The organism is Sporosarcina sp. GW1-11 (assembly GCF_033088395.1).
In the GTDB taxonomy this organism is placed as follows: domain Bacteria; phylum Bacillota; class Bacilli; order Bacillales_A; family Planococcaceae; genus Sporosarcina.
In genome coordinates this window covers 43,358-60,096 of record NZ_JAPMIW010000018.1, presented here as the reverse complement: position 1 = coordinate 60,096, position 16,739 = coordinate 43,358, and the positions used below count along the sequence as shown (strand labels likewise).

The 16,739-nt window shown below is 39.9% G+C and carries 12 protein-coding genes and 1 pseudogene; 6 read left to right on the top strand and 7 right to left on the bottom strand.

What is annotated here, in order from left to right:
• Window positions 1-457: 457 nt before the first annotated feature.
• The 7 genes from ORD22_RS11515 to dnaA all read right to left on the bottom strand — a co-directional run bounded on the left by ORD22_RS11515 (window position 458) and on the right by dnaA (window position 10,382).
• Window positions 458-1,570, bottom strand: coding sequence for an HD-GYP domain-containing protein (locus ORD22_RS11515; protein WP_317646148.1), 1,113 nt, complete (start codon window positions 1,568-1,570; stop codon window positions 458-460).
• 139 nt (window positions 1,571-1,709) lie between these two features.
• Complete coding sequence (gene gyrA / locus ORD22_RS11510) at window positions 1,710-4,214, bottom strand: DNA gyrase subunit A (protein WP_317646139.1); 2,505 nt, start codon at window positions 4,212-4,214, stop codon at window positions 1,710-1,712.
• Window positions 4,215-4,286: 72 nt separating this feature from the next.
• Entirely contained in the window at window positions 4,287-6,209 is a 1,923-nt protein-coding gene (gyrB, locus tag ORD22_RS11505) for a DNA topoisomerase (ATP-hydrolyzing) subunit B (RefSeq protein WP_317646146.1), read from the bottom strand.
• A 48-nt stretch (window positions 6,210-6,257) separates the two neighbouring features.
• Window positions 6,258-7,376: a DNA replication/repair protein RecF gene (gene recF / locus ORD22_RS11500; RefSeq protein ID WP_317646138.1), complete on the bottom strand. Its 1,119-nt coding sequence runs from the start codon at window positions 7,374-7,376 to the stop codon at window positions 6,258-6,260.
• A complete protein-coding gene (yaaA, locus tag ORD22_RS11495; protein ID WP_317646137.1) occupies window positions 7,366-7,605 on the bottom strand; it encodes a S4 domain-containing protein YaaA in 240 nt (79 codons plus the stop codon). Before yaaA ends, recF begins: the two co-directional genes overlap by 11 nt.
• A gap of 119 nt (window positions 7,606-7,724) precedes the next feature.
• On the bottom strand, window positions 7,725-8,861 hold the full coding sequence (dnaN, locus tag ORD22_RS11490; RefSeq protein ID WP_317646136.1) for a DNA polymerase III subunit beta: 1,137 nt from the start codon (window positions 8,859-8,861) through the stop codon (window positions 7,725-7,727).
• A gap of 171 nt (window positions 8,862-9,032) precedes the next feature.
• Window positions 9,033-10,382, bottom strand: coding sequence for a chromosomal replication initiator protein DnaA (gene dnaA, locus ORD22_RS11485; RefSeq protein WP_317646134.1), 1,350 nt, complete (start codon window positions 10,380-10,382; stop codon window positions 9,033-9,035).
• Between the two features lie 502 nt (window positions 10,383-10,884).
• On the opposite strand from dnaA, the gene rpmH reads away from it, so the two are divergent.
• The 6 genes and pseudogenes from rpmH (at window position 10,885) to mnmG (ending at window position 16,720) form a co-directional block, all read left to right on the top strand.
• Window positions 10,885-11,019, top strand: coding sequence for a 50S ribosomal protein L34 (gene rpmH / locus ORD22_RS11480; protein ID WP_114925257.1), 135 nt, complete (start codon window positions 10,885-10,887; stop codon window positions 11,017-11,019).
• 127 nt (window positions 11,020-11,146) lie between these two features.
• Entirely contained in the window at window positions 11,147-11,485 is a 339-nt protein-coding gene (gene rnpA, locus ORD22_RS11475) for a ribonuclease P protein component (protein ID WP_317646132.1), read from the top strand.
• A 119-nt stretch (window positions 11,486-11,604) separates the two neighbouring features.
• Entirely contained in the window at window positions 11,605-12,378 is a 774-nt protein-coding gene (gene yidC, locus ORD22_RS11470; protein WP_317646131.1) for a membrane protein insertase YidC, read from the top strand.
• Window positions 12,375-13,208, top strand: coding sequence for an RNA-binding cell elongation regulator Jag/EloR (gene jag / locus ORD22_RS11465; protein WP_317646130.1), 834 nt, complete (start codon window positions 12,375-12,377; stop codon window positions 13,206-13,208). The genes yidC and jag overlap by 4 nt, the downstream gene beginning before the upstream one ends.
• Window positions 13,209-13,426: 218 nt before the next feature.
• Window positions 13,427-14,801, top strand: a pseudogene (gene mnmE, locus ORD22_RS11460) (tRNA uridine-5-carboxymethylaminomethyl(34) synthesis GTPase MnmE).
• 29 nt (window positions 14,802-14,830) lie between these two features.
• The gene (mnmG, locus tag ORD22_RS11455) at window positions 14,831-16,720 is read left to right on the top strand and encodes a tRNA uridine-5-carboxymethylaminomethyl(34) synthesis enzyme MnmG (protein WP_317646129.1); all 1,890 of its coding nucleotides are present in this window, start codon (window positions 14,831-14,833) and stop codon (window positions 16,718-16,720) included.
• Window positions 16,721-16,739: the final 19 nt, after the last annotated feature.

Genomic DNA, 16,739 nt, shown 5'->3' with positions numbered 1-16,739 from the left:
TTTCATTTGCTGGCATCAATTAAGATACTCATTTTGTTTATGTCACCGACAGAGTCGATGCACAAACGTTTATTTCGTTAACGTTTTGCTGTTCAGTTTTCAAGGTTCATGTAGTTGTTCTTTCGTAAGAGACAACTTTCTAATCATACCAAGTCGTTATCTCATTGTCAATACTTTTCTTAAAAGGTTTTTCTTTTAATTAAGAATGATGTTTTCGTGACTGCTTAATACGACGGTTATTAATATAACACGTGTATATGTAGATAGCAAGTATTACTACCATCTTCTTTATTCCTTTTCATTTATCGGTCTTAGACGCGAAATATTGCACGCTTTACTTATTAAGCACTTTATAGAAGGTACGTCTAGCAAAGGCCTAAACTAGTATATTATTATTTGTAATGGTACTGCACTAAAGATCATGCATTCATCTCCCGCGTAGACAGGAGATGAATACTTAAATAAGCTTTGCAATAGTGATTTTCCTGTTGGTTGATAAATCAATGTGTTCCCCGTTACCGAGAACTTTAACAATAGGTCGCAATGGGAAATCACGGTGTAAGTAGATAACTTCTGCTATTTCATCAGTTGTCAGCTTTACTTTTGTTCCGATAGACAACTTATTTATCAATTCGTGAAGAACTTGAATGATTTTCATATCGAACTTTCCAAATTCTTCTTCACGCATTAGCTCAATTACTTTAAATGAGTTCTCCTTTTGACGATAAGGTCTTTCTGATGTCATTGCGTGATAAACATCTGCGACGGAGAGTATTTGGGAGATTTCTGTAAGTTCTTGTCCTTTTACTCCTCTTGGGTATCCACTACCGTCAAACCGCTCATGATGTTGTAAAATAGCTACTTTCATTTCTTGGCGTACTAGTGGTGAGTCTTGGACCATTTGAAAACTATGAATGACGTGCTTCTTCACTTTATTTAGCTCATCTCTTGTCAAAAATGCAACCTTTTCAATAATCGTCTGATCAATTTTTGCCATTCCGCTGTCTGCTAATACACCTGCAACACCTATTTGCAACACTTGCCCTTTTGGATAACCCATCTGTTCACTAATTAATGCGGCTAAAATTCCTACGCTGATTGAATGATGCGCCTGATAATGCTGGATTGTGGAGAAATCATTCAGGCGTCTTACATATTCTTTGTTTTCTAAGAAAGCTTGAATCAACGGTAGAGCAATTGAACGGACTGTTGCAACGTCTAATTTCTTACCAGATCTATATCCGTCATATTCTTTACGATAAGCTTCCACCGTTTCATCGTATAACGACTCCAACGTCCTAGACTTTGGAGGTGGACTTTGATTGATTAGTCTTTCAACTTCTGGTGTTAGTTTCACTTCAGTTATCTTTTCTTCTAGTGAATGTTCTGAATGGCTTTGTACTTTTGACTCGATCAACACTCTAGTTATTCCGAATGAACGAAGAACTTCAAAGTGCTCAAGTGTTAGCTTAGTGTCTTTTACCATAATAGGATTCTTTGTATTTGCATATAAATCTTCTCTTAAAAAGTTACCTGGACGTAATTCACTCACTTCTTTGTAGACATCCATCGGCTTCACCAATCTCCTTTTCTCTATCCATTATCATATATTATTCACAATTATTTGGATAGTACGTGATTGAAATATCATAGATAAAATAAAAAAAAGTTATTGAAGTAGCACTTGATGCCCCCTCAATAACTTTTACTTACTCTTTATCTTCTAGTTCATCTAAAACTTGTTCGTCAATTACTTCTGATTCTTCTATATCCTCTTCACGATCTTCATCCTTTTCAACTTTTGCGACAGTAGCTACAAGTTCATCGTCTGCCAAACGAATTAATCGAACACCTTGAGTCGAACGGCCAAATATTGAAATATCACCAATGGACATACGGATTAGGATGCCATGAATTGTAATGAGCATAAGATCTTCATCGCCATTAACTGCTTTCATTGCAATAATATCTCCATTACGCTCTGTCATATGCATGGTTTTTAGGCCAAAACCACCACGTGACTGCGAACGGTATTCACTTTCAGGCGTCCGTTTTCCATAGCCTTTCTCAGTGACTACGAGAATGTCGTCGTTTGGAGTTACTATATCCATGCCAACGACTTCATCTGCTTCACGCAAGCGAATTCCACGTACGCCAGCTGCAGTTCTGCTAAGCGGACGAATACTCTCTTCATCGAAACGAATAAGCATTCCTTGTTTTGAACAGATCGCAATATCTGTCGTTCCATTTGTCATCTTCACAGAAATTAACTCATCATCTTCACGCAAACCTAATGCAATAAGTCCATTTGCACGGATATTTGCATAATCCATAATCGATGTGCGTTTGACAACACCATGTTTTGTTGCAAAGAATAAGTAATGATCTTCGCTAAACTCACTAATTGGGATCATTGCAGTTACTTTTTCATCTTTTTCAAAATCAATAAGGTTGATGATCGGTAAGCCCTTTGCAGTTCGGCTATATTCAGGAACTTCATAGCCCTTCTTACGGAATACGCGGCCACGGCTAGTAAATAGCAAGATCGTGTCATGTGTAGATGTATTCAATAAGTGTTCAACAAAGTCATCTTCGTTCGTACCCATCCCCTGAATACCACGACCGCCACGTTTTTGACTACGGTAAGTGTTTGCAGGTAGGCGCTTAATATAGCCTTGATGAGTTAACGTCACGATGGAATTCTCTACTGGAATCAAGTCTTCATCTTCTAGTGTTTCGGCACCGCCAAGCATAATCTCTGTTCGGCGTTCATCTGCAAAACGTTCTTTGATCTCAGTTAACTCTTCCGTGATGATTTCAATCACTTTCAGTTCATCTGCTAAAATAGCACGTAACTCTGAAATGAGTGCTAAGAGCTCTTGGTATTCAGATTCGATCTTATCGCGTTCCAGACCCGTTAGACGTTGCAAACGCATATCCAAAATGGCCTGTGACTGACGATCAGACAACTCGAATGTTTCCATCAAGTTTGTTTTCGCTTCAGCCGTTGTTTTAGACGCACGAATTAATGCAATGATCCGATCAATATGATCGAGTGCTATACGCAGTCCTTCTAAGATATGTGCACGATCTTCGGCTTTGTTGAGCTCAAACTGCGTACGACGGCGAATCACTACTTTTTGATGCTCCAAGTAATGGAATAGAATTTCTTTCAGCGACAAGACTTTTGGTTGCTTGTCCACTAGTGCTAGCATATTAATCCCGAAACTAGTCTGCAAGGCAGTTTGCTTATACAGATTATTCAACAATACATTGGCATTTGCATCCCGTCGAACTTCAATGACAATTCGCATCCCTGTACGGTCTGATTCATCCGCCAAGTGCGTAATGCCATCAATCTTCTTATCGCGTACGAGTTCCGCAATTTTTTCTATTAACTTTGCCTTATTTACTTGGAATGGTATTTCCGTCACAATAATCGTTTCACGACCATTTGAAGCAGTCTCTATTTCCGCTTTACCACGGATAATAAGAGAACCACGGCCAGTCTCATAAGCACGTCTGATTCCGCTACGTCCAAGAATCATGCCACCCGTTGGAAAGTCTGGCCCCGGAATAATTTCCATCAACTCTTCCGTTGTAATTGCACTGTTCTCTGCCAATGCAAGTACTGCATCTATTGTTTCTCCCAGATGGTGAGGAGGAATATTTGTTGCCATTCCTACTGCAATACCTGATGTACCATTAACTAGTAGGTTAGGATAACGACCTGGCAAAACGGCAGGCTCTTTTTCCTGTTCATCATAGTTTGCTTGGAAGTCTATTGTGTTCTTATTAATATCGCGTAATAATTCCATCGCAATACGCGACATACGTGATTCTGTGTAACGCATCGCTGCAGCACCGTCGCCATCAACAGAACCAAAGTTCCCATGACCGTCAACGAGCATATAACGATAGCTGAAGTCCTGAGCCATGCGAACCATTGTGTCATAAACAGCACTGTCACCGTGTGGATGGTACTTACCAATAACGTCCCCTACGATACGTGCTGACTTTTTATGTGGTTTATCCGCTGTAATACCCAAATCATGCATTGCATATAAAATACGTCGATGTACTGGCTTCAAACCATCTCGAACATCTGGTAGCGCACGAGAAACGATAACGCTCATCGCATAGTTCAGAAAGGATGTTTTCATCTCTGTATTAATATTTATTTCTTGCACTCCGCCTCTTGGCAAATCTGCCATGTTGTCAAGCTCCTTTCACCACTTACATCTATAAATTCAACTTCTGTCAATCAACAAACGATTGACGACTGATTAGGTATCGATATTTTTTACAAAAACAGCGTTTTCTTCAATGAATCTTCTGCGCGGTTCTACTTCATCGCCCATCAATTCTTCAAACGTGTTGTCTGCTTCCATAGCATCTTCGAGACGAACTTGTAGGAATGTACGCTTGTCTGGATCCATCGTTGTTTCCCACAGTTGCTCCGGATTCATCTCACCTAGACCTTTATAGCGTGTAATATCTGGCTTTGGAGAAGCAGGCATACTTCTCAAGATCTCTTGTAATGTTTCTTCGTCATAACAATATTCTTCCCTTTTCCCTGCGCGCACACGATAAAGCGGTGGCTGTGCAATATATACATACCCAGCTTCAATTAGCGGGCGCATGAAACGGAAGAAGAATGTTAATAATAACGTACGGATATGTGCACCATCTACGTCAGCGTCTGTCATGATGACGAGCTTATGGTAACGTGCTTTCTCCAAATTAAATTCTGAGCCGATTCCTGTACCAAGTGCCGTAATAATCATGCGTATCTCTGCATTTCCGAGAATTCGGTCTAAACGTGCTTTTTCTACGTTTAGGATTTTACCACGTAAAGGCAAAATTGCTTGGAAGTGACGATCCCGGCCATTTTTTGCTGAACCGCCAGCCGAGTCACCCTCAACGATATACAATTCACTAATCGCTGGATCTCTAGAAGAACAGTCAGATAGCTTTCCAGGTAAGCTAGATACTTCTAGTGCAGATTTACGTCGCGTCAATTCACGAGCATTCTTTGCAGCCATACGCGCTCTTGCTGCCATTGTACTTTTATCTACAACTTTACGAGCCACCACAGGGTTTTCAATTAAAAACCGTTGCAATGCTTCGGAAAATAGTGAATTTGTAATTGTGCTTACTTCGGAGTTTCCAAGTTTTGTTTTCGTTTGGCCTTCAAACTGGGGGTCTGGATGTTTGATTGAGACAATTGCTGTAAGTCCTTCTCGCACATCATCCCCTAATAGATTGACATCTGCTTCTTTCAATAAGCCATTTTTTCGTGCGTAGTCGTTGATAACGCGTGTCAATGCCATTTTAAAGCCTGACTCGTGCGTACCACCTTCATACGTATGAATATTATTAGCAAATGACAGCAGATTTTCTGCATAACCGCTATTGTATTGCATAGCAATTTCTATTGAAACTCCGTCACGTTCCCCTTCGATGAAGATCGGATCTTCAAAAATCGGTTCTTTATTCGCATTCAAATGCTGTACGTATGATTTAATACCGCCTTCGTAATGGAACAGTTCAGTTTTTGTTTCTTCACCGCGTTCATCTGTAATGGTTATACGTAACCCACGATTCAAGTAAGCTAGTTCACGCAAACGCGTAGCAAGTGTACTGTACTCATAGACAGTTGTTTCAGTGAAGATTTCAGGGTCCGCTTTAAAACGAATAGTCGTTCCAGTCTCATCGGAATCTCCAATCACTTCTAACTCTTTTGAAACAGGTCCTCTGGAAAATTCAATGGCAAATAATTTATTATCCCGTCTAACATAGACCTCTGTCTTTTCAGACAACGCGTTAACAACGGATGAACCAACACCGTGCAAACCACCAGAAACTTTATAACCGCCACCGCCGAATTTCCCGCCGGCGTGGAGAACAGTCATAATGACTTCTACGGCTGGTCTTCCTGTTGATTCTTGAATGCCAACTGGGATCCCACGACCATTGTCTTCTACGCGAATCCAATCGTCTTTTTCAATTGTTACTTCTATGTGATCGCAATAGCCAGCAAGTGCTTCGTCAATACTATTGTCCACTATCTCCCATACGAGGTGATGAAGACCTTTCGCACTTGTCGTTCCAATATACATACCGGGACGTTTACGGACAGCTTCAAGGCCTTCTAATACTTGTATCTGATTCGCATCATAAGCTGGCTGCATATCTTTCTCTTCCATTGCCAAGGTGTTCACCTTTCCTTTCCAAACCTAGCAAACCGTTACTTTCTATCTTTCACGCTTTACAGAACCAGCATGCACTTCAAAAATGGCTGCTTGCTGGATCGTATCATGATCAATTCCAGTAATGTTTGTCGTTGTGACAAATGTTTGAACCTGTCCTTGCATCGAACTCAGTAAGTGTGATTGACGATAATCATCTAATTCAGATAACACATCGTCCAATAATAAAATAGGTGTTTCTCCTACTTCCTGCTTTACTAACTCAATTTCTGCAAGTTTTAAAGAGAGAGCCGTTGTTCGTTGCTGACCTTGTGACCCAAATGTTTGAATATCATATCCATTCACAAAAAACTGCAAATCATCACGATGTGGACCTACTAATGTCAGCCCTCGTTCTAATTCGCGTCTTCTAACATTTTTCAACTGATTCGCAAAAATAGTTTCCATTTCATCAACAGTCTGCCCAGAATGTAGATCTTTTAAAGTTCCATATGAAACTTCAAGTGTCTCTAGGCCACGTGATATACCTTGATGAATAGGATTTGCCCATTTTTGAAGCAACTCCATAAAATAGAAACGCTTGCGAATTATTTGTACCGCCACTTGAATATACTGTTCTGTATAAATGTCGAACATTACATCCTGAAGGTCCAACTTACCACGATTTGCTTTTAGCAAAGCATTGCGTTGTTTCAACACCTTTTGAAAATTAACTAAGTCGTGCAAATACACTCTTGAGATTTGTCCTATTTCCATATCTAAAAAACGTCTGCGTAATTGTGGGCTACCTTTGACAATATGTAAATCTTCAGGTGCGAACATTACAACATTCATTTGTCCCACATACATACTCAAACGATTTTGTTCCAAGTGATTAACTTTTGCTTTCTTACCCTTTTTAGTAATCGTTAACTCTAATGGCATATGTCCAAATTTACGTTCTACGTGCCCTTCTATTTTACCACACTCTCGTTCCCAACGTATGAGTTCACGATCATTTGATGTGCGATGTGATTTTGCCATGGCCAATACATAGATCGCCTCCATGATATTGGTTTTTCCTTGGGCATTTTCACCGATCAATACATTCATAGTTGGTGAGAACTGCAATTCTAGGGAGTCGTAGTTTCGGTAGTCCGTTAACTTTAGCCGATCAATATACATCCGACTGTCCAGATTCATCCGCAGACAGTTTAAATTTTCCTGCATCCGGGATATTCACAACATCACCGTCATATAATTTTTTACCACGACGTTGTTCTGGTTCACCATTTACATAGACTATATTTTCACCTAAATACCATTTTGCCATACCGCCCGAACTAATAATGTTAGTCATCTTTAATAGCTGACCTAGTGTTATATATTCAGCATTAAATTTTACGTTTTCCATGAATTCTCAATCCCTCACCATTTAGTCTGTCCCTTTAGTTTACCTAACTTTTCACGATAAGTAAAAAGGATAGCCAACATATGACTATCCTTTCTCTAGTTATTTACTTTATTCACGAATTAAAACGTACGAACTGGCAAAATTAATTGCAAAATCGCTTCGCTATCAATTGACTTCAAAATGAATGGTCGCATGCTACCTGTGAAATGAATCTTCAGGTCTTGGCCATCGATTGCTTTTAGAGCATCCATCATATACTTAGCACTGAATGAAATTTTTAATGGATCCCCTTCAATGTGCACAGCTTCCACCAATTCTTCAACGTTACCCACATCTGGGGAATTTGAAGAGATTTGCACATGTGGACTACCATCAGTAGAAAAATGGACAATATTATTGCGGTCTTCACGTGCAAGTAATGACGCTCGGTCAATTGCTTGGAGTAAATTCCGTCCATTAATCGTAATGGATGTTTTATATTCACTTGGAATAAGACGAGATGTATCGGGGTAGTTCCCTTCAAGCAATCTTGAATAAAACAATACATTGTGCAATTTAAATAATACTTGTTGGTTTGCAATGAAAATTTCTACTGCAGTAGAATGATCGGGTAAAATTTTGCTTAACTCTTGGAGACTTTTACCTGGAATCACCGCATTGAATGGCGTACTTGCTTGAACTTCTGGAGTAATTATTCGACGAGCTAAGCGATGGCTGTCCGTAGCTATACAATATAGCTCATTTTCTTTCATCATCCACTGAACACCAGTCAATACAGGTCGTGTTTCTTGTTGAGATACAGCAAAAACGGTTTCCCGAATAATAGATTTCATCAAGTCTGCTGGTAGTTCAAAACGATCAGCATCTTGAATGTCCGGCAAAATAGGATATTCGTCTGCACTTTGGGCAATAATATGAAATTCAGACTGTCCAGAGCGAATATGTGTCTTCATACCATCACGTAATTCAATCATTACTTCATTCGTTGGAAGTTTACGAATGATTTCATTGAACACTTTCGCTTGAAGTACTAGTGTACCTGGCTGAATCATTTTAATAATTTGTGTGCCGTCTTCTTCTAACGGAATAAATGTTGAGATTGTAATATCTGAATCACTTCCGGTCATCGTCAATCCCTTTTGTGTAGCTTCTAACTTAATCCCTGTCAAAATCGGTGTAGTCACTTTTGAACTGATTGCTTTGACGACATCGCTTAATCCATCCAACAATCTATCTCGCATAATTTCAAACTGCATCTCGATACCTCGCTTATATAATAATAATTAAGTAATTAAATATAGTAGTAATAGTAGTAGGGCCTGTGGATATGTGGAAAACTGCTAAAAACGTATAAGTTTCTAAGTTTCCCACATGTGCATAAGACGTGGAGTACCTCGCACAACTTGTCCACAGTTATCCACAATTTCTTACGCGCGTCCTAGTGATTTCTTAATTTCTTGTATATCTTGCTGCAAAGATTTGTCTACGTCCAGTTGTTTTGAAATCTTCTCATGGGCATGAATCACAGTAGAATGATCTCGTCCACCAAACTCTGAACCAATTTTCGGTAGTGATGAATCAGTCAATTCTCTCGACAAATACATCGCAATTTGGCGTGGGAATGCAATTGCACGTGTTCGTTTCTTCGCAACAAAGTCTTCCAACCTTATATTGTAGTGTTCCCCAACGGATTTCTGAATATCCAATATGGAAATAATTCGTGGACGGGAGTTCGGAATAATATCTTTCAAAGCTTCCGCTGCTAGATCTGTCGTAATATCTGCATTTACGAGCGAAGAGTATGCAACTACGCGGATCAAAGCCCCTTCAAGCTCGCGAATATTCGAATCAATTTGATTGGCGATATATAACATTACATCATTAGAAATATCAACAAGCCCATCTGCCTTAGCTTTTTTACGTAGGATTGCAATTCGGGTTTCTAAGTCTGGAGGTGCAATATCCGTGATTAATCCCCATTCAAAACGTGAACGTAGCCGATCTTCCAGTGTAGGAATTTCCTTTGGTGGACGGTCGCTTGAAATGATGATTTGCTTGGATTCTTCGTGCAATGTATTAAATGTATGGAAAAACTCTTCTTGCGTTTGTTCTTTTCCTGCTAAAAATTGAATATCATCAATTAATAGTACATCTACATTACGGTATCGATCCCTAAAGTCACCGGCTTTATTATCACGTATTGAATTAATGAATTCATTAGTGAATTTTTCAGATGACAAATAAACGACCTTTAATGATGGGTTTTGCTCCAATACATAATGGCCAATTGCGTGCATTAAGTGTGTTTTTCCTAGTCCTACACCACCATAGATGAAGAGTGGATTATACGCTTTAGCCGGTGCCTCTGCAACAGCAAGTGAAGCAGCATGCGCAAAACGGTTACCTGATCCAATAACAAATGTATCAAACGTATATTTTGGATTCAGCATCCCAGCAGAGTTTGTCGTAGGAACCTTCTCTACTGCTTTTGGTTGTGTTTTCGGCAATTTAATATCGTGTTCAGCCATATCTTGTGGAACAACAAACTCGATAATCCGGTCTTCTCCCGTTAACTCCGATAAAATACCAGTAATTAAATGCACGTAATGTGTTTCCAACCAATCTTTAGCAAATGAATTAGGAACTGAAATTGTTGCACTTTCCGATTCATACGTCAGCAATTTGGTGGATTTTAGCCAGGTTTCAAAACTTGGTTTCGAAACACGCGCTTCAATATTGCTTAATACCTTCTCCCATAAACTCGATAAATTGTCCAATCGTGTGCCTCCTTTACGTTAGAATATAAAAGCCGGAAAACTGTTTATACACAGTATCCAGGCTTGTGGATAAAAGTTATCGAAACATGTTGAAAAAACTATCCACATTGTATTCACATATGTGGATAAGATTTGTTTTGAAATTTGTATGCACAATAAAAGCTTTTTAATTGTAACAGGGAAAATGAATAATGACAAGGAGTCTAATGATTTACCCACAATACCCGTACCTGTGCATAAAGTGGTTATCCACAGGCATGGATATGTGAAAAACTTGTCGACAATTGCCGGAATAAAAAATCCACAATTTCAATCTACCAACATTTCATCCAGAAGGGCGGCAGATGAATCTGTGGATAAGTTTTCGTGTAAGGTGCGGAGATCTTTGGTGTGATAAAACTTGTTCTATAGAAAATCATTGACATTCTTTTACTGGGTAGCTATACTATTCAAGACTGTCACAGTAGTAAAAGAGACAATCAAGCAGGAGGTGTCTTACGAAATGAAACGTACATTCCAACCAAATAAACGTAAACGCAGTAAAGTCCACGGCTTCCGTCAAAGAATGAGTTCGAAAAACGGCCGTAGAATTTTAGCAGCTCGTCGTCGTAAAGGAAGAAAAGTTCTTTCAGCATAAGGCCACTGACTTATCAGTGGTCTTTTTTTTGCTATCGAATAGCTTCTTCACGACAAACCCTACTCGAAAAGCGACTTCCTAATTAGAGGATCAGCAGTAGTGGAAGAAAATTAAAGCAGGTGGAATGATGAAAAAAAGCCAGCGAATTAAGAAAAACCTAGAATTTCAAACAGTTTTTAAAAAAGGAAAGTCTTTTGCGAATCGACAGTTTATCGTCTATACCTATGAGAAAACAGACCAAGAAGAGTTCCGCATCGGGCTATCCGTCAGTAAAAAGGTAGGGAATGCCGTCACGCGTAACCGGATAAAGCGCTATATCCGCCAATCCTTCTTAGAGATGAAAGATGAGATTAAACCTAATTTCGACTATGTTATTATCGCAAGAAATCAAGCTGCCACGCTTGATTTCCATACGGCCAAAAAGAATCTCCAGCACGTTTTAAAGATTGCAAAAGCATTTAAGTAATATCCGTAGAGTAGAATGATAAAAAATACTTTCTACAATTGAAGTAGAACGTTTGGAGTCGTCATGATAAACTGAAAAAAAGTTAAGAAACAATTTTTTGATTGTTTGGGGGAAAAAATGTGAAAAAGAAATTAGTGTTCCTTTCATTGCTCGTCGTGGTTGCTGTCTTTATGGCAGGTTGTTCGGAATTTAACAAGCCAATCACAGCGGAGAGCACGGGAATCTGGAACGAATACATCGTATGGCCACTCGTAACATTAATTATGAAATTTGAGTCGTGGTTAGGTACATACGGATTGGCAATTATCGTCGTAACAGCAATTATCCGTACAGCATTACTGCCACTAATCGTCCAGCAAACAAAAAGTTCAAAACGTATGCAGGAAATTCAGCCACGTCTGAAAGCATTGAAAGAAAAGTACAAATCTAAAGACGCGGTTACACAGAAGAAGTATCAAGAAGAAATGCAACAAATCATGATCAGTGAAAAGATCAATCCAGTTGCAGGATGTTTGCCTGTTCTCATCCAAATGCCAATATTTATTGGTTTCTACCATGCAATCAGTCGAATGAATGCAACTCCGACAATTGAATTAGGCAGTATTCTAGGCGTGGCTCTTGGTACACCAAGTATCATCTTTGCTATTATCGCAGGACTATTCCAATTGTTAGTTCTTCGTACAGGACCAGCGATGGATAATCCGCAGATGAAGACGATGATGTACATCATGCCATTCATGATCATGGTATTCGGTGCATTCTTACCTGCAGCACTTGCTTTGTACTGGATTGTAGGAAATATCATTTCATTACTCCAAAACATTGTGATCTACAAGCCGTTTGACAAACCAAAAGACGTCGAAGTAGGGAAAACAGGAGGGAAAAAGAAATGAAACAAATTACACAAAGGGCTGCAACCGTTGAGCTAGCAATCGAATCGGCTATACAGAACCTAGGTGTAACAAGAGATGAAGTAGAAGTAGAGATTATTGAAAACGGCAGAAAAGGATTTCTTGGTTTCGGTGCAAAAGAAGCAGTAGTGAATGTGACCGTTATTGAACTACCTATCCACTCACAGCCTACTGAAGTAGCAGAACCAATTGTTGTTGCAGAGGAAAAAGTACTGCCTGTTGTCACCGAACCCAAAGTATCAAACATCAAAACTTCAGAGTTGGCAACGAAATCGGCTACTGGTTTGCGGTCAAATGATTTGGAAGATACAAAAGACGATACAGTTATAAAAGTTTCAAAGAACAAAGCGTCTAATGACGTTGAAGCAATCGAAGAAACGAAAACCTATATAATCGATATGGCGAAAGAGATGGGCATTACGGATGTTGTCGTTACCTACGAAACAAAAGGGAAGTATATCAACTTCCAATTAGAAAGCGAAAAGGCTGCCTTTTTAATAGGAAAACGAGGACAAACGTTAAATGCCATTCAGCAATTAGCACAGCTCGTGGCTAATAAGGTCACCAAGCAGTTCAAAATTGTACGTATTGATGTAGCAGATTATCGTGAACGTCGTGAGCAATCACTAGAACAGCTAGCAGATCGCATGGCAGACCGTGCAATCCGAACAAAACGTCAAGTTGCATTAGAACCAATGCCATCGTATGAAAGAAAAGTCATTCATAATGCTTTATCTCGTAGATTGGATGTCGAAACCTTCTCAGAAGGAAAAGACCCGTATCGTCATATTGTCATTAAAAGTTTTGAATAAGGCAACCCCGCAGAAGCTTGATACTGCGGGGTTTTTTGTCGGTTTATAGTACATCATGAAGTATCATATACCGGATTCAATCTTTCTTGAAAATATCCACATATTTTCAATTCACACGCTAGGAGAATGCAGTGATTTATGATAGTATTGATTGTTAGAAAGTTGTATCCGCAAAAGATATTCACATGTGGATAAAGAAGTCGGGAAGGTGAAGAAATTTGCATTTTGATACGATAGCCGCGATTTCAACTCCAATGGATCGCCATCGTTCGAATCAGCGGCGAGTGTGCATGGGAGATTGTAGATCGTATATTCCAATCGCCAGCAGCTAAGTCGTTGTGTGAACAACCCTCCCATACAATTCATTACGGACATTTGCATGATCCTGCCACTGCTGAAGTAGTGGAAGAGGTCATGGTTTCCATTATGAAGGGACCAAAGACATTTACGCGGGAAGATATAGTGGAGATCAACTGCCACGGAGGAATTACTTCGGTCAATCGAGTGTTAGAACTTGTATTGACAGAGGGCGCACGATTAGCGGAACCAGGTGAGTTTACAAAACGGGCATTTCTCAATGGTCGAATTGACTTATCACAAGCCGAAGCTGTCATGGATTTAATCAGAGCAAAAACCGATAAAGCGATGAGTGTCGCACTTAACCAAATGGAAGGTAAGCTATCCCATTTAATTGGTGATTTACGTAAAGCTCTTCTTGAAACTCTCGCACAGGTGGAAGTAAATATTGATTATCCAGAATATGACGATGTAGAAGAAGTAACTATTCCCTTAATGGTTGAAAAAGGAGAATGGGTACGTGATGAAATTGATCAGTTATTACGTACTTCTTCACAAGGTAAAATTTTACGTGAAGGGCTGTCCACTGTTATTGTCGGACGTCCGAACGTTGGAAAGTCGTCATTATTGAATAGTTTAGTGCAGGAAAATAAGGCCATTGTGACTGATATTGCAGGTACTACCCGTGATATTATTGAAGAGTATGTCAATGTTAGGGGAGTTCCTTTACGTCTTGTCGATACGGCTGGAATTCGCGAAACAGAAGATATTGTTGAGCGGATTGGTGTAGAACGTTCAAGACAAGTATTGAAGGAAGCAGACTTAATTTTATTAATGGTCAATAGTTCTGAACCACTGACTGAAGAGGATGAACGTTTATTTGAAGCTGTTGCTGGAATGGACATGCTAGTCATCGTTAATAAGACAGATTTGCCGGCAAAGATTAATCTAGAGCGTGTTTATGAACTGGCGGGGAAAGATCGAGTCATTACAACCTCTATTTTGCAGGAGCAAGGTATTACAGAATTAGAAGAAGCAATTGCTTCACTGTTCTTCGAAGGGTCACTTGAGTCAGGGGATCTATCGTATGTTTCAAACGCTCGACATATTGCTTTATTGAAACAGGCTCGCCATACGATTGAAGACGCTGTGCAAGCAGCAAAAGCAGGTGTACCAATTGATATGATTCAAATAGATGTTACACGTACATGGGAAATCCTCGGAGAAATCATTGGGGATACCGTTCAAGATAGTTTACTTAATGAGTTGTTTTCAAAGTTCTGCCTCGGGAAATAATAAATTTATGATAGGAAGGATGAACGAACATGCCACAATTTGAAGCAGGCACGTTCGATTGTATAGTCATCGGAGCTGGACATGCGGGTGCAGAAGCAGCATATGCCGCTGCGAAGATGGGCACATCGACTTTAGTACTAACGATGAATCTAGATATGATCGCTTTTATGCCATGTAACCCATCCCTAGGAGGTCCTGCAAAAGGGATTGTCGTTCGAGAAATTGACGCACTAGGCGGATTAATGGCCAAGGTAATTGATAAGACACATATTCAAATGCGTATGCTAAATACAGGGAAAGGGCCTGCCGTACGTGCGTTGCGTGCGCAGGCTGATAAAGTCCTGTATCAGCAAGAAATGAAAAGAATTCTTGAAGAACAACCTAATCTGACACTTCGCCAAGCGGTCGTGGAGCGTTTGATTGTAGAAGATGGTGAAGTAAAAGGGGTCGTCACACAAATTGGTGCGATCTTCCGTGCGAAGACTGTCATTATTACGACAGGAACATTTTTACGTGGAGAAGTTATTATTGGAGACTTAAAGTATTCAAGTGGTCCAAATAACCAAATGCCATCCATCAAGCTTGCAGATCATTTGAAAGAATTAGGTTTACAGACTGTTCGATTCAAAACAGGGACACCTCCACGGATCAACAGCAATACAATTGACTATAGTAAAACTGAGATTCAACCAGGTGATGATGTACCACGTTCATTTAGCTATGAAACGACGGAGTTCATCATGGATCAACTACCATGCTGGTTAACATATACAACACCTGAAACACATGAAATCATCAATGAAAACCTTCATCTGTCCCCGATGTATTCGGGTATGATCAAAGGGAAGGGACCAAGCTATTGCCCGTCTATTGAAGATAAAATCGTTCGTTTTGCAGATAAGTCACGCCATCAGATCTTCTTGGAACCAGAAGGCCGTAATACGCGTGAGGTTTACGTACAAGGTTTATCGACAAGTCTTCCTGAACATGTACAACACCGCCTAATTGCGAGTGTACCAGGACTTGAGAAGGCCGAAATGATGCGTGCTGGCTATGCGATTGAATACGATTCCGTGATTGCTACACAACTTTGGCCAACATTGGAAACAAAAAAGATTAAGAACTTGTATACTGCTGGTCAAATTAATGGAACATCTGGTTATGAAGAAGCCGCAGCTCAAGGATTGATGGCAGGTATTAACGCAGCATGTAACGTTCTTGGGAAAGATGAAGTGGTATTAGGTCGAAGTGAAGCGTATATCGGTGTTCTTGTGGATGATTTAGTTACGAAAGGAACAAGCGAACCATATCGTCTATTAACTTCAAGAGCAGAATATCGTTTATTGTTGCGTCATGATAATGCGGATATGCGTTTAACAGAAATCGGTTATCAAAATGGCATGATCAGTGAAGAACGTCATGAGAGTTTTGTAGCGAAGAAGGCGCAAATCGATGCTGAAATCGAACATTTGCGTAAAGTATCTGTTAAGCCTACTGAAGAAATTCAGGCAATCATTGCAGAAGCAGGCGGAACCGCGCTACGTGAGCCGATGAAAGCTGCAGACTTATTGAAACGCCCTGAGATGAAATACAGTGAACTACGCACCGTTGTACCGCCTCTAGAAGAGATTACGGACGAAGTGGCGGAACAAGTAGAAATATTCATCAAGTATGAGGGCTACATTGAAAAGGCTATGCAACAAGTAGAACGAATGAAGAAGATGGAAAATAAGCGGATTCCGGAAAACATCGATTATGATGCGATTTCGGGCATTGCAAAAGAGGCAAAAGCAAATTTAAAAGCCGTACAACCATTGTCTATTGCGCAAGCATCCCGCATTTCCGGTGTGAATCCTTCAGATATTGCAATCTTACTTGTCTATATTGAGCAAGGAAAGATCGCAAAGGTATCTGGTTAAGAATATGACTGGCGCTCAA